This window comes from Streptomyces sp. WG5, assembly GCF_049974565.1.
Lineage (GTDB): Bacteria > Actinomycetota > Actinomycetes > Streptomycetales > Streptomycetaceae > Streptomyces.
Genome location: NZ_JBNGGC010000012.1, coordinates 179,522 through 203,470, shown reverse-complemented (window position 1 = coordinate 203,470; position 23,949 = coordinate 179,522). Strand labels below are relative to the sequence as shown.

Annotated in this window: 37 protein-coding genes, 1 tRNA gene and 1 pseudogene; 10 read left to right on the top strand and 29 right to left on the bottom strand. The window is 56.5% G+C overall.

Annotated elements, in window-relative coordinates:
- Window positions 1-5: 5 nt before the first annotated feature.
- The 29 genes and pseudogenes from ACP4IX_RS15475 to ACP4IX_RS15335 form a co-directional block, all read right to left on the bottom strand.
- A complete protein-coding gene (locus tag ACP4IX_RS15475; protein ID WP_426555838.1) occupies window positions 6-557 on the bottom strand; it encodes a hypothetical protein in 552 nt (183 codons plus the stop codon).
- Window positions 558-658: 101 nt separating this feature from the next.
- Window positions 659-856 (bottom strand): hypothetical protein, encoded by a 198-nt coding sequence (locus ACP4IX_RS15470; RefSeq protein ID WP_426555837.1) that lies wholly within the window; start codon window positions 854-856, stop codon window positions 659-661.
- A gap of 27 nt (window positions 857-883) precedes the next feature.
- Window positions 884-3,847: a ribonucleoside-triphosphate reductase, adenosylcobalamin-dependent gene (nrdJ, locus tag ACP4IX_RS15465; RefSeq protein WP_426555836.1), complete on the bottom strand. Its 2,964-nt coding sequence runs from the start codon at window positions 3,845-3,847 to the stop codon at window positions 884-886.
- 4 nt (window positions 3,848-3,851) lie between these two features.
- Window positions 3,852-4,409 (bottom strand): hypothetical protein, encoded by a 558-nt coding sequence (locus ACP4IX_RS15460; RefSeq protein WP_426555835.1) that lies wholly within the window; start codon window positions 4,407-4,409, stop codon window positions 3,852-3,854.
- The gene (locus ACP4IX_RS15455) at window positions 4,406-4,714 is read right to left on the bottom strand and encodes a hypothetical protein (RefSeq protein ID WP_426555834.1); all 309 of its coding nucleotides are present in this window, start codon (window positions 4,712-4,714) and stop codon (window positions 4,406-4,408) included. The genes ACP4IX_RS15460 and ACP4IX_RS15455 overlap by 4 nt, the downstream gene beginning before the upstream one ends.
- Complete coding sequence (locus ACP4IX_RS15450; RefSeq protein ID WP_426555833.1) at window positions 4,714-4,905, bottom strand: hypothetical protein; 192 nt, start codon at window positions 4,903-4,905, stop codon at window positions 4,714-4,716. The genes ACP4IX_RS15455 and ACP4IX_RS15450 overlap by 1 nt, the downstream gene beginning before the upstream one ends.
- Window positions 4,902-5,642, bottom strand: coding sequence for a ribonuclease H-like domain-containing protein (locus ACP4IX_RS15445; RefSeq protein ID WP_426555832.1), 741 nt, complete (start codon window positions 5,640-5,642; stop codon window positions 4,902-4,904). Before ACP4IX_RS15445 ends, ACP4IX_RS15450 begins: the two co-directional genes overlap by 4 nt.
- On the bottom strand, window positions 5,639-6,316 hold the full coding sequence (locus ACP4IX_RS15440; protein WP_426555831.1) for an SAM-dependent methyltransferase: 678 nt from the start codon (window positions 6,314-6,316) through the stop codon (window positions 5,639-5,641). Before ACP4IX_RS15440 ends, ACP4IX_RS15445 begins: the two co-directional genes overlap by 4 nt.
- Window positions 6,282-6,722 carry a DUF3310 domain-containing protein gene (locus ACP4IX_RS15435; RefSeq protein WP_426555830.1) on the bottom strand — a complete coding sequence of 147 codons (441 nt, stop codon included), beginning with the start codon at window positions 6,720-6,722 and terminating at the stop codon, window positions 6,282-6,284. Before ACP4IX_RS15435 ends, ACP4IX_RS15440 begins: the two co-directional genes overlap by 35 nt.
- Window positions 6,723-6,751: 29 nt before the next feature.
- The gene (locus tag ACP4IX_RS15430; protein WP_426555829.1) at window positions 6,752-6,946 is read right to left on the bottom strand and encodes a hypothetical protein; all 195 of its coding nucleotides are present in this window, start codon (window positions 6,944-6,946) and stop codon (window positions 6,752-6,754) included.
- The gene (locus ACP4IX_RS15425) at window positions 6,946-7,110 is read right to left on the bottom strand and encodes a hypothetical protein (protein WP_426555828.1); all 165 of its coding nucleotides are present in this window, start codon (window positions 7,108-7,110) and stop codon (window positions 6,946-6,948) included. The genes ACP4IX_RS15430 and ACP4IX_RS15425 overlap by 1 nt, the downstream gene beginning before the upstream one ends.
- Window positions 7,110-7,811 (bottom strand): toprim domain-containing protein, encoded by a 702-nt coding sequence (locus ACP4IX_RS15420; RefSeq protein WP_426555827.1) that lies wholly within the window; start codon window positions 7,809-7,811, stop codon window positions 7,110-7,112. Before ACP4IX_RS15420 ends, ACP4IX_RS15425 begins: the two co-directional genes overlap by 1 nt.
- Before the next feature lie 49 nt (window positions 7,812-7,860).
- Window positions 7,861-8,103: pseudogene (locus ACP4IX_RS15415) on the bottom strand (hypothetical protein); the annotation flags it as partial.
- 117 nt (window positions 8,104-8,220) lie between these two features.
- Complete coding sequence (locus tag ACP4IX_RS15410) at window positions 8,221-8,691, bottom strand: endonuclease VII domain-containing protein (protein ID WP_426555826.1); 471 nt, start codon at window positions 8,689-8,691, stop codon at window positions 8,221-8,223.
- A complete protein-coding gene (locus ACP4IX_RS15405; protein ID WP_426555825.1) occupies window positions 8,630-8,935 on the bottom strand; it encodes a hypothetical protein in 306 nt (101 codons plus the stop codon). Before ACP4IX_RS15405 ends, ACP4IX_RS15410 begins: the two co-directional genes overlap by 62 nt.
- A gap of 67 nt (window positions 8,936-9,002) precedes the next feature.
- Window positions 9,003-9,359, bottom strand: coding sequence for a hypothetical protein (locus ACP4IX_RS15400; RefSeq protein WP_426555824.1), 357 nt, complete (start codon window positions 9,357-9,359; stop codon window positions 9,003-9,005).
- Between the two features lie 11 nt (window positions 9,360-9,370).
- Window positions 9,371-10,195 (bottom strand): AAA family ATPase, encoded by an 825-nt coding sequence (locus tag ACP4IX_RS15395; RefSeq protein WP_426555823.1) that lies wholly within the window; start codon window positions 10,193-10,195, stop codon window positions 9,371-9,373.
- A gap of 73 nt (window positions 10,196-10,268) precedes the next feature.
- Window positions 10,269-10,445 (bottom strand): hypothetical protein, encoded by a 177-nt coding sequence (locus tag ACP4IX_RS15390; protein WP_426555822.1) that lies wholly within the window; start codon window positions 10,443-10,445, stop codon window positions 10,269-10,271.
- On the bottom strand, window positions 10,442-10,648 hold the full coding sequence (locus tag ACP4IX_RS15385; RefSeq protein WP_426555821.1) for a hypothetical protein: 207 nt from the start codon (window positions 10,646-10,648) through the stop codon (window positions 10,442-10,444). The genes ACP4IX_RS15390 and ACP4IX_RS15385 overlap by 4 nt, the downstream gene beginning before the upstream one ends.
- 163 nt (window positions 10,649-10,811) lie before the next feature.
- Entirely contained in the window at window positions 10,812-11,018 is a 207-nt protein-coding gene (locus ACP4IX_RS15380; RefSeq protein WP_426555820.1) for a hypothetical protein, read from the bottom strand.
- Window positions 11,019-11,020: 2 nt separating this feature from the next.
- Complete coding sequence (locus ACP4IX_RS15375; protein WP_426555819.1) at window positions 11,021-11,560, bottom strand: hypothetical protein; 540 nt, start codon at window positions 11,558-11,560, stop codon at window positions 11,021-11,023.
- Between the two features lie 143 nt (window positions 11,561-11,703).
- Window positions 11,704-12,231: a hypothetical protein gene (locus ACP4IX_RS15370; protein WP_426555818.1), complete on the bottom strand. Its 528-nt coding sequence runs from the start codon at window positions 12,229-12,231 to the stop codon at window positions 11,704-11,706.
- The gene (locus ACP4IX_RS15365; protein WP_426555817.1) at window positions 12,221-12,628 is read right to left on the bottom strand and encodes a DUF6915 family protein; all 408 of its coding nucleotides are present in this window, start codon (window positions 12,626-12,628) and stop codon (window positions 12,221-12,223) included. Before ACP4IX_RS15365 ends, ACP4IX_RS15370 begins: the two co-directional genes overlap by 11 nt.
- Complete coding sequence (locus tag ACP4IX_RS15360) at window positions 12,625-12,849, bottom strand: hypothetical protein (protein ID WP_426555816.1); 225 nt, start codon at window positions 12,847-12,849, stop codon at window positions 12,625-12,627. Before ACP4IX_RS15360 ends, ACP4IX_RS15365 begins: the two co-directional genes overlap by 4 nt.
- Window positions 12,846-13,097: a hypothetical protein gene (locus ACP4IX_RS15355; RefSeq protein WP_426555815.1), complete on the bottom strand. Its 252-nt coding sequence runs from the start codon at window positions 13,095-13,097 to the stop codon at window positions 12,846-12,848. The genes ACP4IX_RS15360 and ACP4IX_RS15355 overlap by 4 nt, the downstream gene beginning before the upstream one ends.
- On the bottom strand, window positions 13,094-13,345 hold the full coding sequence (locus tag ACP4IX_RS15350) for a hypothetical protein (RefSeq protein WP_426555814.1): 252 nt from the start codon (window positions 13,343-13,345) through the stop codon (window positions 13,094-13,096). The genes ACP4IX_RS15355 and ACP4IX_RS15350 overlap by 4 nt, the downstream gene beginning before the upstream one ends.
- 110 nt (window positions 13,346-13,455) lie before the next feature.
- Complete coding sequence (locus tag ACP4IX_RS15345; protein ID WP_426555813.1) at window positions 13,456-14,289, bottom strand: RecB family exonuclease; 834 nt, start codon at window positions 14,287-14,289, stop codon at window positions 13,456-13,458.
- Window positions 14,290-14,358: 69 nt separating this feature from the next.
- Complete coding sequence (locus tag ACP4IX_RS15340; protein WP_426555812.1) at window positions 14,359-14,691, bottom strand: hypothetical protein; 333 nt, start codon at window positions 14,689-14,691, stop codon at window positions 14,359-14,361.
- Window positions 14,692-14,894: 203 nt separating this feature from the next.
- On the bottom strand, window positions 14,895-15,392 hold the full coding sequence (locus tag ACP4IX_RS15335) for a helix-turn-helix transcriptional regulator (protein WP_426555811.1): 498 nt from the start codon (window positions 15,390-15,392) through the stop codon (window positions 14,895-14,897).
- Window positions 15,393-16,173: 781 nt separating this feature from the next.
- Between ACP4IX_RS15335 and ACP4IX_RS15330 the strand changes: the two genes are divergently transcribed.
- The 10 genes from ACP4IX_RS15330 to ACP4IX_RS15285 all read left to right on the top strand — a co-directional run bounded on the left by ACP4IX_RS15330 (window position 16,174) and on the right by ACP4IX_RS15285 (window position 23,797).
- Window positions 16,174-16,497, top strand: coding sequence for an HNH endonuclease (locus ACP4IX_RS15330; RefSeq protein WP_426555869.1), 324 nt, complete (start codon window positions 16,174-16,176; stop codon window positions 16,495-16,497).
- Window positions 16,498-16,569 (top strand) — tRNA-His (locus ACP4IX_RS15325).
- 155 nt (window positions 16,570-16,724) lie between these two features.
- Entirely contained in the window at window positions 16,725-17,243 is a 519-nt protein-coding gene (locus ACP4IX_RS15320; protein WP_426555810.1) for a hypothetical protein, read from the top strand.
- Window positions 17,236-17,409 (top strand): hypothetical protein, encoded by a 174-nt coding sequence (locus tag ACP4IX_RS15315; protein ID WP_426555809.1) that lies wholly within the window; start codon window positions 17,236-17,238, stop codon window positions 17,407-17,409. The genes ACP4IX_RS15320 and ACP4IX_RS15315 overlap by 8 nt, the downstream gene beginning before the upstream one ends.
- A gap of 671 nt (window positions 17,410-18,080) precedes the next feature.
- Entirely contained in the window at window positions 18,081-18,392 is a 312-nt protein-coding gene (locus ACP4IX_RS15310; RefSeq protein ID WP_426555808.1) for a hypothetical protein, read from the top strand.
- 13 nt (window positions 18,393-18,405) lie between these two features.
- Entirely contained in the window at window positions 18,406-19,992 is a 1,587-nt protein-coding gene (locus ACP4IX_RS15305) for a hypothetical protein (protein ID WP_426555807.1), read from the top strand.
- 11 nt (window positions 19,993-20,003) lie between these two features.
- Window positions 20,004-21,449 (top strand): phage portal protein, encoded by a 1,446-nt coding sequence (locus ACP4IX_RS15300; protein ID WP_426555806.1) that lies wholly within the window; start codon window positions 20,004-20,006, stop codon window positions 21,447-21,449.
- A 54-nt stretch (window positions 21,450-21,503) separates the two neighbouring features.
- A complete protein-coding gene (locus ACP4IX_RS15295) occupies window positions 21,504-22,049 on the top strand; it encodes a hypothetical protein (protein WP_426555805.1) in 546 nt (181 codons plus the stop codon).
- A gap of 68 nt (window positions 22,050-22,117) precedes the next feature.
- Window positions 22,118-23,203 (top strand): hypothetical protein, encoded by a 1,086-nt coding sequence (locus ACP4IX_RS15290; RefSeq protein ID WP_426555804.1) that lies wholly within the window; start codon window positions 22,118-22,120, stop codon window positions 23,201-23,203.
- A gap of 33 nt (window positions 23,204-23,236) precedes the next feature.
- Window positions 23,237-23,797: a phage gp6-like head-tail connector protein gene (locus tag ACP4IX_RS15285; protein WP_426555803.1), complete on the top strand. Its 561-nt coding sequence runs from the start codon at window positions 23,237-23,239 to the stop codon at window positions 23,795-23,797.
- Window positions 23,798-23,949: the final 152 nt, after the last annotated feature.

Genomic DNA, 23,949 nt, shown 5'->3' with positions numbered 1-23,949 from the left:
AAAAATCAGATCCAAATCGGCTTCTCGTCAGAACCCCGGGGCGGGAACCAGCCCTTCCAGGTCTTACCGTTCTTGTTCCCCTCCTTGTAGGTGAAGTGAGCCGGAACACCGGCAGGTCGGTCAGAAGCAGGCGCCGCAGCCGGCGCCTGTCCTCCGAACTGAACCTGACCACTTGCCGGGTTGAAGGACGGCTGGGCAGCAGCCACAGGAGCAGGAGCCGACTTCGGGCCACCAGCGCCCATGAACTGACCTCGGGTGAACTCAGCAGCCTGAGCAGTGAACTCGATGAGGCCAACACTCTTCATGGCCAGAAGGAGTTCCTTGCCTCGCTCTGCGGTTTCCTGAGCCGAAGAACCGTAGACAGTCGGCGTAAGCCACTCAGCCTCATAGCCGGCAGCAGCCTTCAGAGTGAAACCAATCTTGAAGGGGTTCGGGTTAGCAGCAACAGACGGGTTGGACACAGGCGCCTCCGGTGCAGTGGTGTTGTTGTTCTCGGGCTGAGCTACATCCCACGGGCTCTTCTGGCCCCAAGGATCAGTCGGGTCAAAGTCACTCATCAAGTCCTCCTAAAGGAGGGGCTTTTAGGCCCCTCCCTGCTTCCTAGTTACAGTCTGACAGGTTCCATATCTCGAAACAACCTAGAAGGTTGTGGTGTGGGTCACATGCCGTTGTAGAGGACCACTTCATTGCCGTCTGAAGTCCTCTCGCTGGTACAGCCCCCACACAAAGGCGTCTCAACACCCCCCAGATTGAAGGTCCCGACTGCCCGCCGGCAGAAGCACCCTTCACACGTCTCATCCTCGTCCTCACCGAAGGACGAGACCTGAGCATCGCCAATCGGAATGAGATTGATCATGACACCCTCCTTGGTTGTTTCGAGATACTACACGGGGCAAGCTCCGCTTGCACAGACCTCGTCGAAGCCTGTGTCAGTTACTTCGATGCCCACCTCTTCAGCACGAGCCTTGTACTCCTCGAACGACACACGCTCGTACGGAGCCTGATCGAAGGACAGCTCCGGGAAGACAGTTGTCCCCTTCAGCCCAGGCAGGTACTCGGCCAGCAGGCCGGCCAACTCCTCCGCGGTGTACTTCGTCGGGTCCACGTTGGCTGTGTAGCTCACGGCCTGGTCCGCCCAGTGCTCCTGATACATCTGCTGGACGTTCAGCATGTCCCGGATGGTCAGCTCCCCCGCATGCTGGAAGTACTCAGGGAACTCCAGCTCATCCAACAGAGAGTCCTTCGTGGGGATCTCCACGATTGAAGTGTTGGCTGCCTGTCGGTCCTTCTCCACTCGGTAGCCCTTCTTCCTGTACTCCTCCACCTGGGCAACCTCGTTCGGCTCCAGATCCGAGAACCTAATTCGACGGATGAAGTAGCCGGCGAACGGAGCATGCGTCGCCTCACCACTGACGCCGGCCAACTTGCTGATGGTGCCAGTTGGAGCAATCACCCTCTTCTTGATCGGGACAGGGATACGGAGTTCGTTGGCATACTCGGATGCTGCAAGGTCCACTTCGTCAGCACATTCCGTAAGCACGGACGAAATCCACCCATCGAAAGGAGCCTCGGTGTACTTGATGCCCTGGTGGTACAGGAAGTCAGCAAAACCAAGATGACCAACACCGATGCGTCGGTAACGAGCAATCGCCTCAGCCGACTTGGGGTCGGCCACGTCAGCAAACGTGGCCCGGATCAAATACCGAGTGATGAGCCGATGTGCCTTCACCAGACCTCGGAAGTCAACATCCCCAAAGGAGTTGACGAACGCAGCAAGGTTCACCGAGCCCAGGTTGCAGGGCTCCCAGGGAGTCAGTGTGGCTTCTCCGCAAGGATTTGTTACGTATGTGCCATCAACCTCCCCCTCTGCCGTAAGGGCAGAGTTCCACACCCCAGGCTCCCCGTTGTGGAGCATCCCTTCAGCGATGGCCTGAAGAACACAATGGGCTTCCTCAGTCACAAAACTGATAGGACCCAAAGCACTGCTCAGGATGTTCAGGTGCTCAAAGAACTTCTCATCCACCTCAACACTGATGTTGGTAGTCCAGTGGCCCCCCTTCTTCTTGATGTTGATGAAGTCGAAGATGAGGTCATCGTCCCAACGCATGATGGACATTCGAGCGCTTCGCCTCACACCACCAGCCACGATGGCCTTCGCAATGGCGTGGTCAATCCGCATGGCGTCCAGGCCATTGAGCCCATCGAAGACGTCCAGGACGTCACCACGACGGAAGACACCAGCCAGGATCTCTCCGACTTCCCACATCATCTCTGCGAAGGGCTCAGGGCCCGAAGCCGTACCCCCAAAGGTTTTCAGAGGACTTCCCTTACACCGAACACGACTCACGTCGTAGACCCGCTGAGTGTGCCGGGTCTTCGGGTCATGAGCAGTACGGATCAGGTCCCCGAGGGCTTCAGCCCAACCCTCCCGGCTGTCCTCCACCGCATAGGCGCCGGCCCAAGTGTGGCTGTACTCAGTCGAGATGAGACCAGCCTCCACCATGTCTTCGTAGTCCTGGTGCTCAGGGTCACAGACGATGTGAACCTGAACAGGAACCTGAACCGCGGAGAAGTCCTCAAGGAACCGAGCCGAGTAGTTCGAGCCCACTCCCCCGCCCTCCGCCAGGCGGAGGAGGGTGAAGGTGAAGTGCTCTTCCGGCTTCGCCGGGTCCCAGCCAGCCGCCCAACACTGGCCGGTGAGGATTCCACACCCAACCGTCATGGTGTGGGTCTCCATCTCCACGCAGCAGAACACTTCTTCCTTCCTTCCAGTGTCTTCAACGCTGACCACGGAAGTGGTCCGCGGGGTCTTCGGGAACTTCGTGCCCTTGTGCTTCTCTCGAAGCGTGTCCTCCTCAATGAAGCAACCGCCCTTAAGAGTCATCGACCAGACGGGGGCGTAGTCCCCCGTGTACGGAGAGAACTCCCGCATCATCTTCGGCTCATGGGTAGCAATTCCAGCCCGAGCCGCTCCGAGCGCTATGACCATGAGGTCTTCGATGCTGGACGAGAAGACCCGGACAGAGCCATTCTTCACGTTGCCATCCGTGGCAACGAGACCATTGATGAAGCCCCTCCAGTACGAGGGATTTTCCTCCAGGCTAGGAAGAGCCTTGAACTCAATCGGAAGCCGGCCGATGTACAGACCGGCAGCCTGCTCCGAACCCTCGTCGTTCTTGCTGTAGGGAAGCACGTACTGAGCAAGCTCCCGCTTGTCCCCACAGAGGACAACGAAGCTCGAAGGACCAGAAATGGAGCCATCCCCGTACACAATGCCGTTGGCAACGCCCAGCCAGTAATCCCAGTTGGTCTCAGGTCGCTTGACCAGGTTCAAGGGGATTCGATCCCCCGGCTTGAGATCCCTGGTGTACTTGCGTCCCTTCTTACCCGCAATGACCCACTCGTGATCCGGAGTGGCCTCAATCGCCTCGCCTGTGGTCAGGGTCACCCGAAGAAGCTTCTGAACCCCGAAGGACTTGAACTCAGCCTTCCGGTAGACGCCTCCTTCCGACAGCACCTCATGGGTACCAGTCAGCTCCCGAATGGGATACACACCCTCCCGGGTGTGGACCGGGGTGCCTCCAGCAAGGCAGTTGTTCAACGCAAAATCATTGACACCCGACGACTTCAGATGCCGACCAGCCGGCAGAACCTTGAAGTCCTCAATCAGATCAATCAGGGCCTCACGCTCTCCCTCTTCGATGTACCGCGGCTCAACCAACTTCAGGTTCCCGTCCACCACACGACGAACAGTCTCAGGCCACGTCTCCTGAGACCCGTCCGGCTTGGTCCGAGAGTAAGTCCGATAGTAGACCTGCTTGGAAGTCTCGTTCTTGAACTCAGTCATGCATTCACCTTCCGGTACGGATATTGCGGTTCATGATTGCGGTAAGGCTGTCAATGGCCCTGTATGCCGCCCTACGCTCGTTCTCGTCCTTTGGGGGCAGTCCCCAGACAAACAACCTCTGTACGGCCTCCTGATAGCCCCTGGTGAGCTTCTGAAGGCCCTTCTCTGCATCAGCCCGAGCTGACACAATGTTGTCCGAGATCACTGCCTTAGTCAGGTCGTCCTTCTTGCCAATGACCTGACCTATCTCCTCGTCCGAGTGGACGAGGGACCGGAGAGCAATCCGGACCTCATCCGGGGTGTACCAGTACTGATCATCCATGAGGTCGTAATGACCTCGTTCCTTGGACGCGTACCGCTTGCCGGCTACCCAGCAGACCTTCCGGACGAACTCCTCATCCCCGAAGTGTTCGGAGAGCTTCTCTCGGTTCTCCAGGAGATACATCATGATCTCCTGCTTGACATCATCGACTTCTACGACCGACCACTTCTCAGCGACCTCCCAGGCAACCTTGCCTGCAATCTCGATGATGGGCTCCCAGTCGAAAAACTCATCACTCACTTGCTCTCCTTAACAGGCTTCCACTCGGTCTTGGTCACCTGGACCTGTTCGACCTCAATAGCCTTGATCTCCTTGTCCCAGTTCCAGAGATCCTGATCCTGCATCTCAGTGGCTCCACGCCAGTAGTAGACGCGGTATGACTTGCCGTCGTCCGGGTTCCGAAAGACGAACTCATAGATATGAGCCCATCGAGTTGTGTCGTACAGTTCGTCATGCAGCTCTTCGGCATAGCCGTTCTCGGGATCACATTCGAAGGGAACCCCGATAGCGTCAAGCTCATCTGGGGTGAAAATACGAGTCTTCATCAGTAGACCTCACTCTCAAGAGACTTCTGAAGCTGCTGAATCAGCTTCTCCGTGAACTGCACATCTCCTACGTACTGGTCAATCAGAAGGACAAGTTCAACGGCTTCCTCCTGAGTTCCGTACTTTTGAATCTGCCAAGCCAGGAACTCCCGGTTGACTTCCACCTCAATAGTTACGTTCTCGTCCTTCACTTCACTCCTCGAATGTCGATGCCAGAAAGACGCTTGTTGCCCCGGACCCAACTGCCACAGTCCTCACAGCGGTATTGCTGGAAGGTGCTCACCTGAGTTCGAGCAAAGCCCCTCTTCTTCAGGTTCTCCGAACCGCAGTTGTTGCAGCGGTCCCCCTCGCTCTCGTCGTAGAGAGCGTGAGAGGGGTGAGAAGAAATCCACGGAAGCAGTCGGTCATAGAGCTGTTCAGTGATCACAACGTCCTGGACGTTGTACTCCTTCATCTCCTCCCAAGCCTGGTAGTCGCCGGCCATGCACTTGATCCAGAGCTGGTGACCAGAGTGAGAGACCTTGTGGTCAAGCCCAAGAGCCTTGGTGACGTAATCCAGTTTGTTCGAGGGGAATCGGAACTGCTTCTTGATGACCTGCAAAAGGTCGATCTGTGCGTAAGGAGAAGGAGGACTCAGCTCCATCTCAACGAACTCCCGGTTGAGGTGAGGGATGTCAAACCGCTTGCCGTTGTAGTGGATTACAACATCAGCTTCGTCCAGGAGTTCATGAGCCGCGGTAACCATCGTCTCCTTTCCGTCGTGGAAGGTGCTACGGAAAACGGTCCCCGGTTCGTCCCTGAACTTGGCTGCGAAGCAGATGACCTCTCCGCTCTCAAGGAGCTGAGGCAAGTGAATGTTCTGGTTCCACAGCCCCCAAACATGTGCCATGTTCGGGCTGGTCTCAATGTCTATCGTAAGTAGCTTCATGAACCACTCTCCTTCAGATGGGCCATGAGCTGATGGCCTATGTATTCGGTGTAGGCCGGCGGGATGGCCTCTCTTAGGCCATCCCTGTTAGCCCAGGGCATATCCATGATTTCCCGAGCCTTATCCACGCCAGTGAAGTTGCCAACGATGTGCATATATTCCCCGGGCTTTACCGGACGCCCCATCTTGGTTGTCTTGGCTACGTGCTTGGGGTGCTCAGGGGCCTTGAAGGAGAAACCATTACCAGTCTCGAAGAGCCGATGACGGTAGGTCTCCAGCCCAAACATGGAACCGCAGAGCATTTCGGGATTCCGAAGCTCAGGTTCGGCGTCCATCACGTTCTCGATCACGAACGGCTTTCCAACGGCCTCCATGACCTCTCGGGTAGGTCTGATCAGGTCGGGGTGATCGTTTTGCTGAATCCGGTAAGTCTTGCTGTAGAGCTGACAAGGAGGCGACCCGGCAACCGCATCAAACTCGTCTCCGTGAGCCTTCAAAAACTCCAGAGCATCACCCTGAAAGAAGGTGAAGGGGTACCGCGGTTGAGGGTCTATGTCGACCCCAACCACCTCGAATCCGGCCAGCGAGTAGCCCCAGGAAGCACCTCCTTGACAGCAGAACAGGTCAAGGAGCTTGGGCTTAGCCAACGGTGCCCCCAAGCCGAAGAACTTCACGAGTGACGTACCAGAGAGCCTTCTGAAGGTCTTCAAGCTCCTTCTCAGGCCCACCCTTCTTGCCAGCCCGAGCGAGATACTTGACCGCGTTACCGCGGTTGAAGTTCAGGTGCTCCGTGATGTCAATGACCTCTGCACCGTTGGACCAGCCATCGGCATAGTGCGAGGGGTGATTCACCCCGTCATCATGTCTCGAAACAACTTTGACGTCATCAGAAAGAGCCGGGTCAGCCGACGAAGCCGGCAGAACCTTGAAGGTCTCCTCGAACTCCAGCTCCTCCTTCATGAACCGGAGATGACCGAAATCCTCAGTGCGGACTTCAATACCGAGAGCGGTGTCATCAACGTCGAAAACCTCACCCCTTTGGCCAATCGTGGTATTGGTCCCACCGAGCAGATTCTGCACGACTACAACACGATCTCCTGGACGGAACATCAGCCCATCACCTTCCGAAGCTCTTCCTTACCGAACCAGAGAACAACACCCCTACCCAGAGAAGAGCCTTCGGTGAGGATGATGCCAACTTGCCGAAAGTCGGACTCGTAGTAGGTCTCCTCCACTATCCCAGTGGAGCCATACATAGGATCACCAGGAGTGATGACCTCAACCTTGTCACCAACCTTGAACATCAGCTCTCCTCCATCTGAACCTCATCAAAGCCGAACCAATGCCCACCAGGCTCCACGTCCAGGTGAACGGAGTAACCGTCCTCCCAAATCCAGTCAATAACTCCCGTAAGACCATTTGCTTCGTCATCGGTCACAGTGATGACCTTGTCTCCGATTGCAAGCATCAGTTCTCCAAACCAAGCAGTCGTCGGATAGAACCGTCGCCTTGTTCGCGACGAAGAGAGTCAGGGTCCTCCCCGTTGGGGAGTTCAATGGGGACTCCGTTGGGGAGTCGTTCGGCTAGCTTCTCGTTCATCTTCTGACCGGCCTCGTCTCCGTCTCCCAAGAAGAAGACCTTCTCGTAGCCCTTGAAGGCCCTGTCAAAGAAGTCCTTCCAGGCAGAGACACCCTGGATAGCTACCGCGGGAATCCCGTCCAGCTCAACAGCCCAGGCACTGAACTCGCCCTCTGTGATGGCGATGTACGGGACCTCACTGCGGTTCATCGCAATGGTGTTGTAGAGACGAGGTGAGTCAGCAGGGAGGGATTGATACTTGGAGTGCCCTTCGTGATGCTCCTTCTGGTTCTTCAGGAAGTGATAGACCCCATCAGTGTCCTTGACACACTCGTCTCGGATACACCTGAACCTGACAGTGGCTATGAACTGAATGCCGGCGGGACGGAGGTAGGGAATTACCAGGTGATCCCGGTACCTCTCATGACCCACCATCACCGAATCGCCTACGTACCCGGGGAGCCACGTTGTTGCCCCCTCGCCCAAACCGCGGGCGGTCAGGTACTCGTCTGCTGGACTCCCGTGATACTGACGGTTGTACAGCTCCGCTGCCTCCACTGATCCAGGCATCTGCCCGTGCTTTCGCTTCAAGGAAGCTCACTCCCTCCTCTCTCATCACCACCGCATAGGCGTCCTCGGAGAGGTCGCATGCATGGCACTTCCAATAACCAACTTCGGGATTGATGGTGGCGCTTGGCCGATCCTCTGCATGGATCGGACAGAGGATCTTGAACCAGGGCCCTCCCCAGTCGGGGATCTCAACTTCGGGGTAGTACTCCTCGAAGGCTTCGAGGATGGACGGCTTAGATGTCTGCGAAGTTGGGGAAGGGCTCTGCTCCCGGAACGTTCTGGATCTCCGACCGAAGGAGGACTCGGTTCCCATGCTCATCCTCTCGCCACGTGTGAACGGGGAAGCTGTATCGGCGTTCAAGCTGCTTCATGAAGTGACGGTTGCCGGTGAACTCGCGGTAGTCGAACTTGGCACCAAAGTGTTCCAGCATTACGTGTCCTTACGGTTGTCTTTGTGGATTCGAATTCCGATGAGCCGAGGAGCCGGAGGATTCTCCAAATAATCCGCAGCCCGTCTCAGGCGCTCCGGGTCGTTCCTTGCGTACTTCAAAACCTTGCGGTTATCAGCCGCGCACAACAAACCACGGACAATCCCGGTGGCATGATCGTGATCGACGTCAAGCCGACCACGCCTTGTTCCTCCACAGATGGCGCACTTCCCGCCCTGCGCCTCGAAGAGGCGGTCATACTCGCCGGCCTGGAGGCCGTATGTGTCCTGGACCCGAGCCTCATGGGACGCCTTAGAGCGTCCCTTCTTACGGCAGTCGGCGCAGAGCTTGCCTCGCGGAGTGAAAAACCTGAGTGCTCTGTTCTTCAGACACCGACTGCACTTCCGAGTCTTAGCCGACACGGCGTATGTCTCGAAACAACTTTGACTCCAAAAAAAAGAGTCGGCTCTCATTGAAGGTGGACTGAAGCCGCCCCAGGAACTCCAGGAGACTCAGCTTTACCTTGCCAGTCTTCCCCTGGTCCAGAACCAGCGTCTTGAATCCACCCTGGAAGAAGTGCATCAGGGTCTTGCCGAGGGTCTCAACGTTCAGCCGGCGCGGGTTCGTGATCCGAAGCAGGATGACTGCTCCGTCCTCCGTGATGTCCTTCTGAAGTCCGAAGCCGTTGCTGGTTTTCGTGCGCTTGTTCGTGTTCATGGCTCTAGTGTGCCCTCCCTCATGTCTCGAAACAACCTGTGGAGCAAATGTGAAGGTGTGACCTGCATCACTCCACAACCGGAACCATGTACTTATCAAACGAGGTGTCGTGGTTCCCGTCCTTGTCCTTGAGGACATAGAACGACTCGTCAACAGCAAGGAACGGGCCTGCTACCAGCTCGTATGACTCCCCCTCAGGGGTGTACTGGAACCGCACCTTCTGCCCCATCTCGAACCGCGGAGCCGGCTTCAGTCGTTCCACAGGAAGAGTCTGGGCCTCCCCCTTGAAGTCCCCAGCAAGCCACTCCACTACACACATCTGTGTACCTGCACCTGCCAGCCGGAAGGGCCCGTACACCACAGACCCGATACCAGTCCTTCCCGGCTGGAACTCATAAGTGACCTTGTCTCCGACCTCAAACATGTCTGCTCCTCCTAGAAGTTCACGGTCTGGTCAATGTCCTTCAGACGAAGCGTCTGACTGTCCAGCTCCATCTTGACGAAGGTGTTCCCGGAGGCATCCGCGAAGCCTTCACGGTTCTTCACATCACTGATGTTCAGAATACGATTCATGCCCGGCTCATCCGGCTCCTTGTGGATGGTGAGGATGAGAGACGGCACACGACCGATCTTGCCTTTGACCCCGGACAGCGGAATGGGCTTGAGGCCATCCGAGTACTCCCCTGTTACATGGTGAAGAGCCTGAACGTGAGCCTCAGTCTCCCGAGCCATGTCATTCAGGTACTCACACATGCCCTCCAGGCCAAATGTGAAGGACTCGGCATCGCCGGCTCCACCTGTGTCTACGTTGGTGATGTTGTCCACGACAGCCAAATGAGGATGACAGCCGAAGACCTCGTAGTAGATTTCAAGGTCGGCTTCCATGTCAGCCGGCGTAGGCATGGCTTCGTAGGAGAACCTGATCCACCACTTGTCACCAAGGACACGTTCGTAGGACGAGAACTTGTCCTCCAGCAGAGCCTTCTTGATCTCCTTGACGTTCTCACCCGTTAGGATGGCCGTGGAACGACTGAGCTGTGTAGCAGCGTTCGAGTCCGCGGACCAGTACATAGCAGGCAGAGAGCCATAGAGGGCCAAGTTCAAAGCCCAGAGGGACTTGCCCGTACCCGGGCCGGCTGCCACAAGGGACAGCTCCCCTCGTCGGAACTCGACATCGAGCTTCTGAAGTGCCTTGGACGGATTGGGGATTGGCTCTCCAGCAGAGCCCTTGATCCTTGCTGACTGGACCAAGCTATACATGGATCTCCTTCCTTCGGGCATGCAAAAAGGCCCCGAGGTGTTGTCTCGGGGCCCTCAGCGTTCAGGGGTGTTTCTACGAGCTGTACGGGTCGATCAGGTCAGCATTGGTCCGCTCACAACGGCAACCACAACCATTACGACGAAGCTTCTCAGCAGCTTCATGAAGAAGATCATCGATCAGTTTGTTGGCCTTCTCCTCGTTTACAAACGAGGAGACCACCCGCCGGTAAAGCTCTTCCCGTGCACTCACTTGGAGATCCTCCATCCAATCTTTCGCAGAGCCTCACCCCGAAGCCTGACGGCTTCACGGAACCCAAACCTGTTGGAGAAGAGACAGAACTCTGTGTTGGCCTCGTCCCGAGCCTTGATGTACCTCAGGAAAGCCTCTTCAGTCTCCTGCATTTCCTGAAAAAGACTCTCCATCTTGGAGCGTGCTTCAGTCCTGGTGTTCACTTCGACTCCCTACGGGCCAGTTCCTCGGAAACACGCAGAGACAGACTGGTATGAGCCTGCTCAAAACCAGGCTCCCACTCATCCGGGTTGACGGACATCTGATCGCCCAGCACTCCCAAAGCGGCGTGCATGACTTCAAGCTCTCGATCAGTCCACATCACGTTTATTCCTCAACGTCCCTCAGAGAATCAGCCAAAGCATCCTGCTTGGCCTTCAGTGCAGGCCGAAAACCGAACTTGTTAGAGAAGAGACAGAACAGCGAGTTGGCTTCGTCCTCAGCCTTGACATACCTCTGATGAGCCTGCTCGTTCTCTGCCATGGCTGCATAAGCAGCCTTCATCTTGGAGATGAACTCTTCTCGCTCGTCCATGTCTACTCCTCAATCTCCTCAACAGGCGGAAGCCCGAGATGAGCCCTCACCAGGCCGGCCGCTACCCCGTCTTCAGTCAACGGATACTTCGGGTCGAACACGTCCTCGTGGCTACGAGCCTCGGAGACTCCCTGCCAAGCCAACTGATCGGCCTGGACTTCGTCCACCAGGAGCTTTACAGACTCCTGAGCTTCCTCAGGCCACTTGGCCTTTGACAGGCCATCGGCGAACGATCGGTTCGCCTCAGGCATCCCCTTGCAGGCCTCTCGGAGACTGGGGAAGTCAGACGGACTCGACTCCCCTGAGTCCAGAAGAGGATTCAACACCTTGGAACACTTCTCCAACGCCTCGTTGAAGGGAGCCACCAACTTCATGTACTGAGTGGCTCCCTCTTCCCGAGAGACCTTGTCAGCCGAGGGGCTGACAGCCTGAGTAGGACTAGCAGTTGTCTTCGGCTCCGCCGGCTCATCGGAAGAGCAAGCCACCAGAGTGACTGCCAGAGAGACAACGCCGGCCACGGCGTAGACAGACTTCCTGGACATGAGGTCCCCTCCCTCAAACGCTTCTGAGGGAGAACCTTACCGTCTTGCCGTTGCCTCCGTGCCTTCTAAGGAAGACCCTACACGACTTGATGTCTCGAAACAACCTTGGGGCTAAAAAATGTCGGCATCAGCGATGCTGACGCCTAGTCGTGAGAGTAAGACTCCACTTCAATGCCGCCTGAACGAACAGTCACCATGGAATGATCCTCGAAGGTCTTGAGGAGCACGGCATCGAAGGCACCAGACTGGAGAGCCCCGTCAAGAGCATGGCATCGGTTGTAGCGGTCCTCATCCGGGCCCTCGTAACCATCCTTGACGTACGTGCGGTTAGGCCAATCGCCCTCCCAATGGCCTATCACCTTACCTAGGCTCGGGTGATAGGCCACGTTCAGGCTGTAGCCGTCCTCGTACTCATCCCCGTACTCGTCAACAGAGCCATCAGGCTCAGCCGTGGTACGCACCCACAGCCCATGGACACCGAACTCACAGGTGTCTCCATCATTGAAGTAGGGGGTGTACTGAGTCCACCCAAAGCGGGTGATGGTCGGATCATCAAGGAGGGCCTGGAACAGAGGAGCAAGCTCCTCAATCGGCTTCTGGTCAACTCGGGAAGATCCCTGAGTGATGTCACCCGAGACAGGCATACCAAGGAAGTTCCTGTCAGTAGTCATATTCCGGTCCCCTAGGGTAGGTAGGCTGGTCAAGAAGTAGAGTGGAGAGAGGGACTTCCTTGCGCTGAGAACCAGACATCCACTTCTCAACGGGAGTGTTCTTGAGGTAGTCAGCCGGCGAGGGAAGCCAGCCAAGGTCTTCCTGGATGTGACGTTCTGCGATGAGCCTTACGGGCACCTCTACAGTTCCATGACCATTCTTCTTGGCCACCGTGATGGTTCGACCAAAGATGCGCTGACAGAGCCAGACGCCCTCAGTGTGGTGGTACAGAGCACGATGCCTTACGTCACCGATGCTGACCTTCGAGGAGTCGATGAACTCCTCAATCTCGATGTAGTCCTCTGGTACGCCACCCCACTTGCGAGCCGCGGACTGAGCATGGTTCCAGGAGTTCACGAGGCAACCTCCGGATCAATCAGGTCTGCTGCATGATCCTGATCACGGGAGTCCATCCAAAGCCCTCCAAGGACTCCTCCGTTGATGGGGCCTTCAGAGTTTCGGATCTGCTCCGCAAGCTCATGAGCGAAGTCAGCCATGAACCACTGAGCCTTCTGACGATCAATAACACTCAGGCCATGGCAGGCCAGAAAGGCATCCATATCGTCTCGCGCACTCACTTCGGACTCCTTGTGTAGGGAGGATCGACCTTGGTCACCTGAGTAGTAGTCACGAACTTGAAGACCTCGTACTCATCACCAGACTCCTCACGTTCGAAGTAGCCCAGAGCATCCCAAGCCTCAGCCGGCGTGTCCTTGAGGACAGATCCGTAAAGCCGGTGATCATGTCGTTGTCGTGCGTCCTCAACAGAGGACGCAGCTACGTAGTACGTCTCTGTCTCGTGATAACTCACGCTGACCCGCTTCACTTCAGAGCCCCCTTCTCGAAGAAGTGCACCAGAAGATCAGCAGCCAGAGAAGACGCCTGGGACGGGTCCACCTCAAGCTGATGAACCAGGTAAGAAGTGATCAGAGCCATTGCCTGGAAGACGAGTTCCTCGTTATCCGGCTCTTCCAGCCGGCCATCCTCCAGACCCATCACCACAATGGCCAGAGCCAGAGCCATAGTGTCCGCCTCCTCATCCGTGAGACGCATGAAAAACCCGCTCGTGTCCACCCTAGCTCCTCACATCTCGAAACAACTTTGGGGCCCAAATCAAGGGGCTCGACCAGTGAGCCCCTCTTCCTTCTATCTCCAGTATGACACAGTCCATGTCTCGAAACAACCTAGCGAGCACGAAAAGATGAGCAAGCGTGCGAGACGTCACAGAAGTTGCAGTGGAAGCCCGGCTTGGCCTCGAACCTGCCGGCCTTCACCCCCTGGTCCATCTCGACGTACCGAGCTGCAACCTGCTCCTCCGTTACCGCGGACAGGTCCACGGGCCGGCTGAGTCCTCCAGTCTTGCCGAAGTACCAGTCCCCCTTGTTGACCTCCTCCCCGTAGGTCTTCTCTACTGCGATCTTGTACGTCTCCAACTGGAAGTGAGACTTGGTCGATCCCGTCTTGAGGTCCCGGACCCTGACTGATCCGTCGTCCTCCTGGAGGAGCTGGTCGATGTACCCACGAACGACGACGCCTCCCAACTCCACCTTGAAGTACAGCTCAAGGCCCTGCTTCAAATCATGCGTGGGGGCGTCCGAGATATCGTGACCATCCCAGAGGTCTGCACCCTCTACCCAAATTTCTGGCTGGTTCTCCTTGGACCACCTGACGTAGTCCCGCACCTGAGACTGACCAAGGCGGTACCGCTCTTCGATGTCCAACCCAGCCGGCTTCTTGTTGGCAGTCATCCATCGACTGAGGTCAGGCTCCTTGTACATGGCGCCGTTGACCATGGCTGAGTACTGGTCAGAGAAGAGCTGAACCATCTCCTCCTCTGAGGGCACCCGGAACTCCTTCTCGAACTTCTCCGCGGCCGAGTGGAACGCGGTGCCCTGGAAGGACCAGGCCGCCGGCCGCGGAGTCACGCGCTCGACACGCTGAAGGTAGAACTGCCAGCCGCACTTCTCGTACTGGTCAACCTGACTGACGCTCCGCGGCTGGTTCTCAATACTGCTCATCTGACCTCCTGGCCTAGACATGAGTGAGGGCCATGTCCCTGAATGACATGGCCCTCAGTGGGTAGCTTCTCATCCTCCGTACACCATCACAAGATCAAAGAACTTGCTTCCGGGGAAGAAGGGGTGGGGTCTGTCGACCCTCTCTCGTTCCACGACACAGTCAGGGAGGTTCTTCCCCAACTCTCCTGCCAGTCGGGCGAGTTCGGTTACGTCGTCCTCGTCCACATCGTTCGTGATGACCAGCATGTAGTACCGGCCAAACGGCTTGCCTACAACCTCGCTTACCAGGAGAGCACCAGTCTCGACCCACGTTCGAGTGGTCTCGACCTTGCCCCCGTAGATCATCCCCAGTACGTCTCCTCTGTCAGCCGCGGCTTCCTGAGACGTGATCAGTTGGAGCATGGGACCCCCAGTTGTGCCAGACGAACCTTTGATCGGTTCGTCCCCCACATGAAACATACACATCTTGTTGACTCCGCAACATCTCGAAACAACGTGATCTGAAACACACGGTAACCAGCACAACCGTTAGGGTTACCTAACCAAAAGCAAAAGACCCCCTGGTCACAGGGGGTCTGTCTGTGTGCCGAGAGTCATCCTGACTCTCAGGCCGGCTTCGGAGGAAGCTCCAAGGCCTTCTTGAACTTCTCGTCCGGGAACGGGATACTCCGGGGCCAATCGATCACCAGCCTCCCATCTGCTGGCACCCTGGTCCGGTAGTACCACCCCTTCTTGGTAGAGGGGTCATAGCAGAGGACTTCGTCCCTTTCTCGAAGCCCCTGTTCCCACATCTTTGCCATGTGAAGCTGATCATCACTCAACGTATCGTCCCCGAGACGACACCTGAGCCAGACCTTGAGGGCCTTGGCTGAGTGAAGGTTATGGTGACCTGTCCCCTCCTTCGGAGCCCAGATGTCCCAGCGCTGAGACAGGTATTCGTTTACCTGCATGGACACCGGCTTTCGAAACAGCCCTTGCTTCTTCCTTCGCTTCACCACGGCTTGTGGAGTGATGCCGTGCTTCTTAGCAATCTCCTTGTCCGTCAGCCCCAGATAGAAATACTTCACCAACAGGGCATCGGTAAGGCCCGAGTCAATGGGCATGTCATGTCCTTAATCGGCGGGGAATCATGCAGTGGCCCTCCGTCCAAGGCTCCGTTGCCCTGGTGGTTACTTCAACCTTAGCCACGATCCACCCGGCATGTCTCTCGAAACAACCTGTGAGCTGCATCACACTCCTTAGCGGAGTCTTGCATTCCCGGTCAGTAGCAGCTTCAAGCCACACTGCCCCCTCAGGGGCTCAAAGCACTCTCCTGGTCCAAGAGCCCAGTGACGGCTAGTCAGGCCGGCACCGGAGCACCCAGGTACGTCCGTGGGCACGGTGTGCCCAGCCGTTAACCTTTGGCCAACGGAGATGAACTGTACAAGACATCTATCAATGTGATCTAGGTCTCACTTCTCCCACGGCTGTCACAAACCAGAGTCCAGTGACACCTACGTCTATATTAGAAGATAGAAAAGATGTTCTTGGAAGAGACCAGGCTCCTTGAAGAGCCTGGTTGCTTCGAGACATGAGACATGCTAGACTGATACTAAGAGAGTAGTTAAGAGGGGCTCTTAAGGAGCCCCGATAAGTAAGTACTTAGTAGTAAGTGAGTCTCCTTGAAGAGACTCACTCTAGTTTCCTTCTTGTTGATCTCCCTGTTGATTAGATGGCCAAGGCTCTTAGAAGCCTTGGCTTATTGGTTCCAGGTAAGTTGTTTCGAGATCCAAGAAGGTGAAGGGCCCCGGCTGCTAGACCAGAATCCAGCCGGGGCCAAAGACTTGACCGGTTGCCCGAGGTCCAACCTCCACCAGCCGGCCCAAACTTCGGTAGTTGGTGGTGATGACCATTCCAAGGGCGAAAATGATCTGCTTGGACAAGGGTTGCATCTCTACCACCTACCGAGATGGCCGATGCCGAAAGCATCAGCTTAGGAAGCCCTGGCAGAACACTTCAGCCAGGAACCAGAACCGCCCAAGCAACTGGCCCTCCATCAGGGCTCAGGTGCTAGCTCGGGATGGGTTCGCCTGCCAGATGTGCGGAAAGAGATCCGACCTGGAGGTTGACCACATCATCCCTGTGTCCAAGGGTGGTTCGTGGGAGATGGAAAATCTCTGGTGTTTGTGTGCCAGTTGTCATGCCAGCAAGACCAAGAAGTTTGGTTAGTCCTCCATAGCTAAACGGTATAGCAGCCCGGATGAGATGGTGCAGTTCCAGGTTCGAATCCTGGTGGAGGAGCAGCAGTTAGCCCCACCCAACAAGGTGGGGCCTTTTTCATGCCTACACAGAGGAGAAGTCGTCTTGGCGACTGAAGAAGAGATGCGTAGTCCGAACTGGTGCCATCGACACAACTGCCCTATGGGGCAGTGTCCAGAGCCTGACTAGGAGTCCTGATGACTGAAGTACAGCCGCGGTGCGGGGACTTCGGCTTGGCCAAGATCGGTGGTCTGGCCGGCGCCTTCGTCAACTTCGGGCAGTGGTTCGTTGGTGACTTCGCTCCTGTCCAACACGCCCTGGTCTACGTCGGAGATGGCATGGTCGTTCAGGCCATGCCTTCCGGTGCAGAGCTGATCCGTCTTGAGGACGCCTCTCCTGTTGTGAAGTGGTCAACAGGCCTCGTCCCTCTCGGGGACGGAGAACGAGAGGTCATCTGCCGAGAGGCCAAGTCCCTCGTTGGTACCCCGTACTCCTTCCTGGACTACGTCTCGATCGCCCTGGAACGCTTTGGTTTTCGGTCAAAGTTGTTTCGAGACATCATCGAGTCTTCGGACCGATTGATCTGCTCTCAGCTTGTGGTGGAGGCGTACAGCCGGGCCGGCGTCGATCTGTTCGGCGCCGGCAAGTTCCCCGGCGACTATACGCCGGGAGACCTCTACAACCTTCTCAAGAACCTGGAAAGTGCTGATGTCTGAGTTTGATGACGACCTCCTTGACTTCTTCCCCGAAGACTTCGTTAGGAAGGTCAACAAGCCTAACCCGCGGCATGCATGGCGTAAGGAAGTCCAGGAGGAGCTTGACGACCTTGGAGACCTGTATGGGCTTCCTGAGGGTATTCAGATCCCGGGAGTGAAGTCCTGATGTGTGCCACTGGTCGATGCACTGAAGGTACGAGGTACCGGGTCGGTGTTGATGACGACCGATACCACGATGACTTGATGGAGCACTACGACATCGCCTTTCGAAATGCTGTCAAGACCCGGGACTTCTATGAGACGCACAAGGATTGTGAAGTGTGCGACTACATAAAGTGCTGGTTCCGCCCAACTGACTTTCGTCTTCGAGGCTGGGATAAGGACGGTTCTCATGTGCAGTCATTCTGAGCACCGTTACGAGGTGCTTCCTGACGGACAGATCGATGAGACTCACATGACATCCCTTGATGAACTGGTTGAACTCAAGGTTCTTCAAAAGAAGTTGAACGAGGTCATGGAGGACATGGCCTTGGCTTCCCGTGGTTACGGGATTCCCCACCACTTCACTACCACTGCGGAGGAGGTTCCTAATGAGTGTGTTCATTGACTCAGAAGGACTCCCCCACATTCCGTTTGACGAAGACACTGAAGGGGTTCCCTACGCGCACCCAAACTGTGGTCTGTGCGGGGAATGGTGGCCCTGTAAGGAGGTGGTTGAGGATGGGTAGTCGGGGACCAGCACCCAAGGAAAATTCGATCAGGCGTAACAAGCACGAGTACGCAACTGAGATCCCAAAGGAGCCTCAGAAAGGGCGACCTCTCCCCCCTTACCTTCCTGTGACTACCAATGCCGCCAAGAACTTCTGGAAGACGTGGTCCAAGTCTCCTCAGTCTGCTACTTGGATGGAAACGGATTGGTTGGAGCTGGAGGCGACTACCAAGTTGGTGGACGAGTTCTATCTAGGTGACTCGAAACTGGCTGGCGAGATCCGACAGAGGGTTGCCAAGTGGGGGGCAACCAACGAGGACCGTGCTCGACTCCGGATGAAGTTCGAGAAGGACCCTGAGGAAGGCTCTGAAGGCCCCTCTAAGGGCCTGGAGGCACCTGACATGGATGACGACTTGTACAAGAGGCTTAGAGCTGTGTAGGGGGTGATAGGGGATGCCCCAGACTGGAAATCTTCCGTTGGGAGTCCCCTCCCCCAAGGAAACCCTTGGCTATCAGATCATTCGTTGGTGTCAGAAGTATGTAGTGACACCTGATGGTGAACGAGCCGGTGAACCTTGGCAGTTCACCGATGAGCAACTTAGGTTCGTCCTTTGGTTCTACGCTATCAACCCTGATGGGACCTGGAAGTACTCAGCCGGCACATTGAGGCGTGCTAAAGGATGGGGTAAGACCCCACTTCTTGCAGCCCTCGCCATTGTTGAGTTCATTGGACCTTGCAGGTTCAGCCACTTTGACGCCTTTGGGATGCCTGTCGGCAAACCTGTCCCTCTTCCTATTGTGCAGATTGGCGCCACGGCTCTTGATCAGACGGACCAGACCCTTGACATGATCCGTGGTCAGTTGTCTGAGTCTCCTGCCGAGAAGGAATACGGCTTGGAAATTTCCAAGTCGATGATCCAGTTCAAGAGTGGCAAGCCAGGTTCTATCAAGCCCAAGGCAACCGCGGGCCGTACCAATGAGGGTAACCGACCTACATTCGTTGTGCTTGACGAGGTTCATCACTTCGTTGGTTCCAACGGAGGCCCGGACTTCTACCAAACCCTCAAGCGCAACGTTGAGAAGACAACGAAGGCCGGCTCCAGGTGGGTGACCACCACCAACGCCTATAACCCCAACGAAGACTCCGTAGCTCAGATCATTCATGAGTCCGAGATGGTCACCAAGGGTTTCTGGCTGTATGACTGCCTGGAAGCCTCAATTGCTATTGAGGACATCCGGGATGAGGAGAAGGTCAGACAGGCCCTCATAGAGGCCTATGGCGATGCTGACTGGGCTGACATTGATGGTCTTACCAAGACCATCCTCTATGACCGGACGACTCCTGACAGTACCTATTGTCGGTTCTACTTCAACCAGATCGCTGAGTCTTCAGACGGATGGATGTCCAAGGACGAGTGGGAAGCAGTTCTCAATGAGGACGATCCCATTAAGCCTGGGGATCAGATAGCAATTGGCTTTGATGGGTCGATCCGAGGAGACAGCACAGGTCTCATCGGTTGCCGGCTCCGGGACGGGAAGCTGTTCGTCCTGGACGTCTGGGAGAAGCCCAAGGACGCCAGAGACGATTGGGAAGTAGACACCCTCGCGGTTGAGGCCGCGGTGTACAAGGCGTTCAAGACCTACCAAGTGGAATGGATGTATGGAGATCCTCCGTACTTCCAGGAGGCCCTTGGTAGGTGGGCAATTCAGTTTGCTACCAGAGACACGGACTATGTCTTTGAGTTCTGGACGAACCGTCCTACCCGGATGGTTCAGGCTGTTGAACGTTTCCGCTCCGCAGTAATGACCAAGGAACTCTGCCATGACGGAGACGAGCGTCTTACTCGTCACGTCCTCAATGCCGTCACACGTGAAGTCACCGTGGGCGGAGAGGTCGGAATTCTCATTCAGAAGGATAGCCCCCGATCAAAGAGGAAGATCGACCTTGCGGTATGCGCAATTCTCGCCCTGGAGGCGAGGTCTGATGCCATAGCCGATGGGCGCATGAAGCGCCGGCGAGGTCGTGTCGTGGGGTGGTGATTGGAGGCCCCATGATTATTCCTCCCAGCGGTTATACGTCGGTTGGTCCACCTAAGACAGAGGTGGACTGGTTGGCATTCCTTCAGGGGAAGATAACCAATGGCAGAGCAGACATCCTCAAGTACATCTCCTACTACGAGGGTGAGCAACAGAAACTTGCTTTTGCTCAGGCTCGGTACCGTACTGCTTTCCGGGATCTGTTCAACGACTGGCGAGACAACTTCTGTGGTCTCATCATCGACTCCTCAACGGAGCGAATGAAGGTTGAAGGCTTCCGTATTCCGTCTGAGGGCGGGATGAACAAGGAGGCCCGGGAGTTCTGGCAGAGAAACAGCCTGGATTCACTAGCCAACGCCGTGCACCTGGACGCCATGGTGCAGGGACGTGCTTACGTTGTGGTCTGGGGGGACAAGGATGGGGAGCCCATCGCAACTCCTGTCTCTGCGGAAGAGATGGCTGTCCAGTACAAGCCCGGCTCGCTGACCGAGCTGGAGGCAGCAGCCCGGTTCTTTATGGACTCTTGGGGACGTACTTGGGTCACGTTGTGGACTGAGACTTACGTCTATGAGGTGCCCCTTGGTAACTCCCAATGGGAGCAAGGGACTAGGAAGCCGAACCCTCTTGGAAGGGTTCCTGTCGTCCCGTTCCACAACAGGGCTCGCATCAATGGGGACCCTTACTCAGACCTTGCCAATGTCATCCCCATTCAGGATGCCATTAACAAGATCACATCTGATGCTCTCCTGGCTTCGGAGTTTGCAGCCTGGCCTCAGCGCTGGGTGACTGGCCTGGAGATCCAGACGGATGAGAACGACAACCCCATTGAGCCTTACAAGGTCGGGGTGGACAAGCTCCTCCAGGCGGAGGCTCCTGATACCAAGTTCGGCCAGTTCGAATCTGCTGACCTTAAGAACTACGTGAACTTCGTCAACCTCCTGGTCCAGCACCTCAGCTCTGTGTCCAGGACCCCGAGTCATTACTTCCTGGTCAACCAGGGCACAGCTCCTTCCGGTGAGGCGATTATCAGCGCCGAGGCCGGCCTTGTCTCCAAGGTCAAGGAACGGATGCTGTACTTCGGGGAAGCCTGGGAGCAGGTCATTCGACTCTGCTTCCAGATCAAGAATGACAAGAGGGCCGATGAGGTCGCTCTTGAGACTGTGTGGGCTGATCCCGAATACAGGACTGAAGCCCAGCACATTGACGCTCTGCTCAAGCTGAAGCAGCTCAACGTCCCGGAAGAGATTCTGTGGATGCGAGCCGGCTTCTCGTCTACCGAAATCGAGATGTTCCGCGAAATGCGGAAGGACGATGCCAAGGCAGCGAAGGAAGTAGCGGAGCTTGGACCCCAGGCGCCTGAGCCTGGTGCCCCTGGAGAAGGCAAGGCAGCCGCAATGGCTAACAAGCCTCCTCAGGGCAACTCCGGGAACGTCTCCCGGAAGCTGAACGAGAAGAAGTAGCGCATGCCGGCCAACCGAAATGGGAGGTCGGTCTAACCGAAATGGGATGAGCGCATGAGCACACCTGTTGAGCCCACCACTGAACCGACGACTCCCCCGGCTACTGAGCCGGTTGTTACGGAGCCTCAGAAGACTCCGGAGGAACTGGTTGCTGAGCTGACCGCGGAGCGGGACAAGTGGAAGGCTCTGAGCAAGAAGAACGAGGACAACTTCAAGACCGCTTCTAAGGAGCGGGACGACCTGAAGGCGTCCCAGATGACCGAAGCAGAGAAGGCGCTTGAGCAGGCACGTACTGAGGGCCGGAATTCCGCACTCAGTGAGGTTGGTACTGACCTGGTTACTGCCGAAATGGCACTTCAGGCCGCTACTGCTGGTGTCACTCTGCCTTCGGCTGAGTTCCTGAACGTTTCCAAGTTCCTGGGAGAGGACGGACGTCCGGACAAGGACGCTGTGAAGTCCTTCGTGGAATCCCTGCCTAAGGCCAAGGCGGAGTTCCCGAATCTCCAGGGAGCCGGCAAGCAGACCGGAGGGGCTCCGGAGATGACTTCAATGGACCCCAAGGAGCTTGCGGACTTCATCACTGGTGGGTCCATCTTCTAAACAACCCCACCCGAACTCTGTAAGCCCTCCCCTCCGGAGGGCTTTTTTCATGCCCTCTTGGAGGATCTATGCCTGAGCATCACTTTAATCTTGACCCGAAGCAGGTCACCATTGCTGCTTTGGGTCTGCTTGACCGACAGCTCACCCTTGGTTCTATTCCGGCTCGCTACTCGGAGCTGAACTTCACTGGTGGTCTGGGCGATGTCATCAATGTCAACCGTCCGAGCCGGTCTATCAAGGTTCAGGAAACTGGCGTTACCAACATCATCAAGAACCCGATCACGGGTGACAAGAACGTCTTTGCTGCGGCCTCTGACCGACCGCTGCCGACTGTTTCTCGTCGGCCTCCGAACGGCTTTGTGAACGAGACTCGATTCCCGGTTCAGCTCACCACGCTGGCTCAGAATGCTTCTGCTCTGAGTATGGAGCAGGTTGCTTTTGACCTGAAGCAGTTCGGTTCTCAGGTGCTTGCTCCGCTTACCCGCGGTGTTGCCGAGTACTTCGATGACACCATTGCGGCCTGGATCAAGGCCAACATCACCCGAGCTGGCCTGACTGCTGGCCAGGCAACGGCCATTGGTGGTGACGTTGCTGTCTCCATCCCGACGTACGACGGCTCTCGTGAAAACCTTATGGAACGGGCTCTTGCCCTCCGTGTGGCCTTTGTTGATGCTCGTATGGCTCTCAACAAGGCCAACGTTCCTCACTCGGAGCGATATGTTATCGCCGGCCCTGAGGTTGAGGCAATCCTTCTGAAGGACCCGGAATTCGTTGCGGTGGACTACTCCGGTGACACTAACGCCCTTCGTCGGGCCACCATCGGTTCCTTCTACGGATTCGATGTTGTGGTTCACAACAGCTTTGACCTGGAGATGTACTTCTTCCACAAGAGTGCATTCCTCCTGGCCTCTGTCTGCCCTGCTATCCCGATGGGTGCTGTTACTGGCTCGGTCCAGAACATCAATGGGATTGCGACTCGGATGCTCGTGGACTACGACTACGACCTCAAGGCCGACACTATCGGCCTGGACGTCATGTACGGGTTCACCACCATCAAGGAGGACCCTGACTATAACGTCCGGGGCACTGTGATTGGTGAGAAGTTCGTTCGTGGCCTCAAGGTGAGCATCACCGAGGTTGCTCCTGCGCCGTAAGCAGTCCCTTCCCTTTGAAGGGAGGGATGACTAGTGGCTTTTGTCACTGTTGAGGAGGTGGCCACCCGTCTCGGGTGGCCACTGACCCCTGAAGAGCAGGCCCGAGTCCAGGCCTTCATTGATGACTGCACTGTTCTCATTGAGGACTACTGCGGACTTGATTTCCAACGCCATGAGAACCAGTCCTTCCAGCTCCCGGCTAGAGGGGGTTGGTTCATCGAAATCCCTAGGCGTTACACCTCGTTCCTCACCGTTGACTCCGTCGCCTTGAGCGACGGGACCGCGGTTGTGGACTGGAGGCTGAACGGGAATTGCCTTGTCCTGGAGTCCTGTTGGCCTTCCTCAGGTTATGTCACTGTGACTGGATCGTGGGGGTATACCACTCCGCCGGCCATCCTGAAGGTGACCACCGCGGCTGAGGTCATCCGATGGATGGCTCAGACTCCCGGGCTTGCCATGGAGCGGACTGGAGAGCGGGAAGTGGAGTACGCCACGGCGTCTTCTCCTCAGTCGCTTTCTGCTGCTGCCATGCAGGCTCTTCGGAGATACCGGCCTTCAGCCGGGACCATCACCCTCAAGCGGGGTGACTGCTGATGAGTCAGTGGGATGAGGTCGTAGAGGTCTACTCCGCGGCTGAGAACAAGGACGGGATCTATACCAAGCGGGATTGGACCGACCCTGTGTTGGTCCTGACCTCCCGTGCTTCTGTCCAGCCTGACAGGAACTTCGAGATGAGGTCCCCCGAG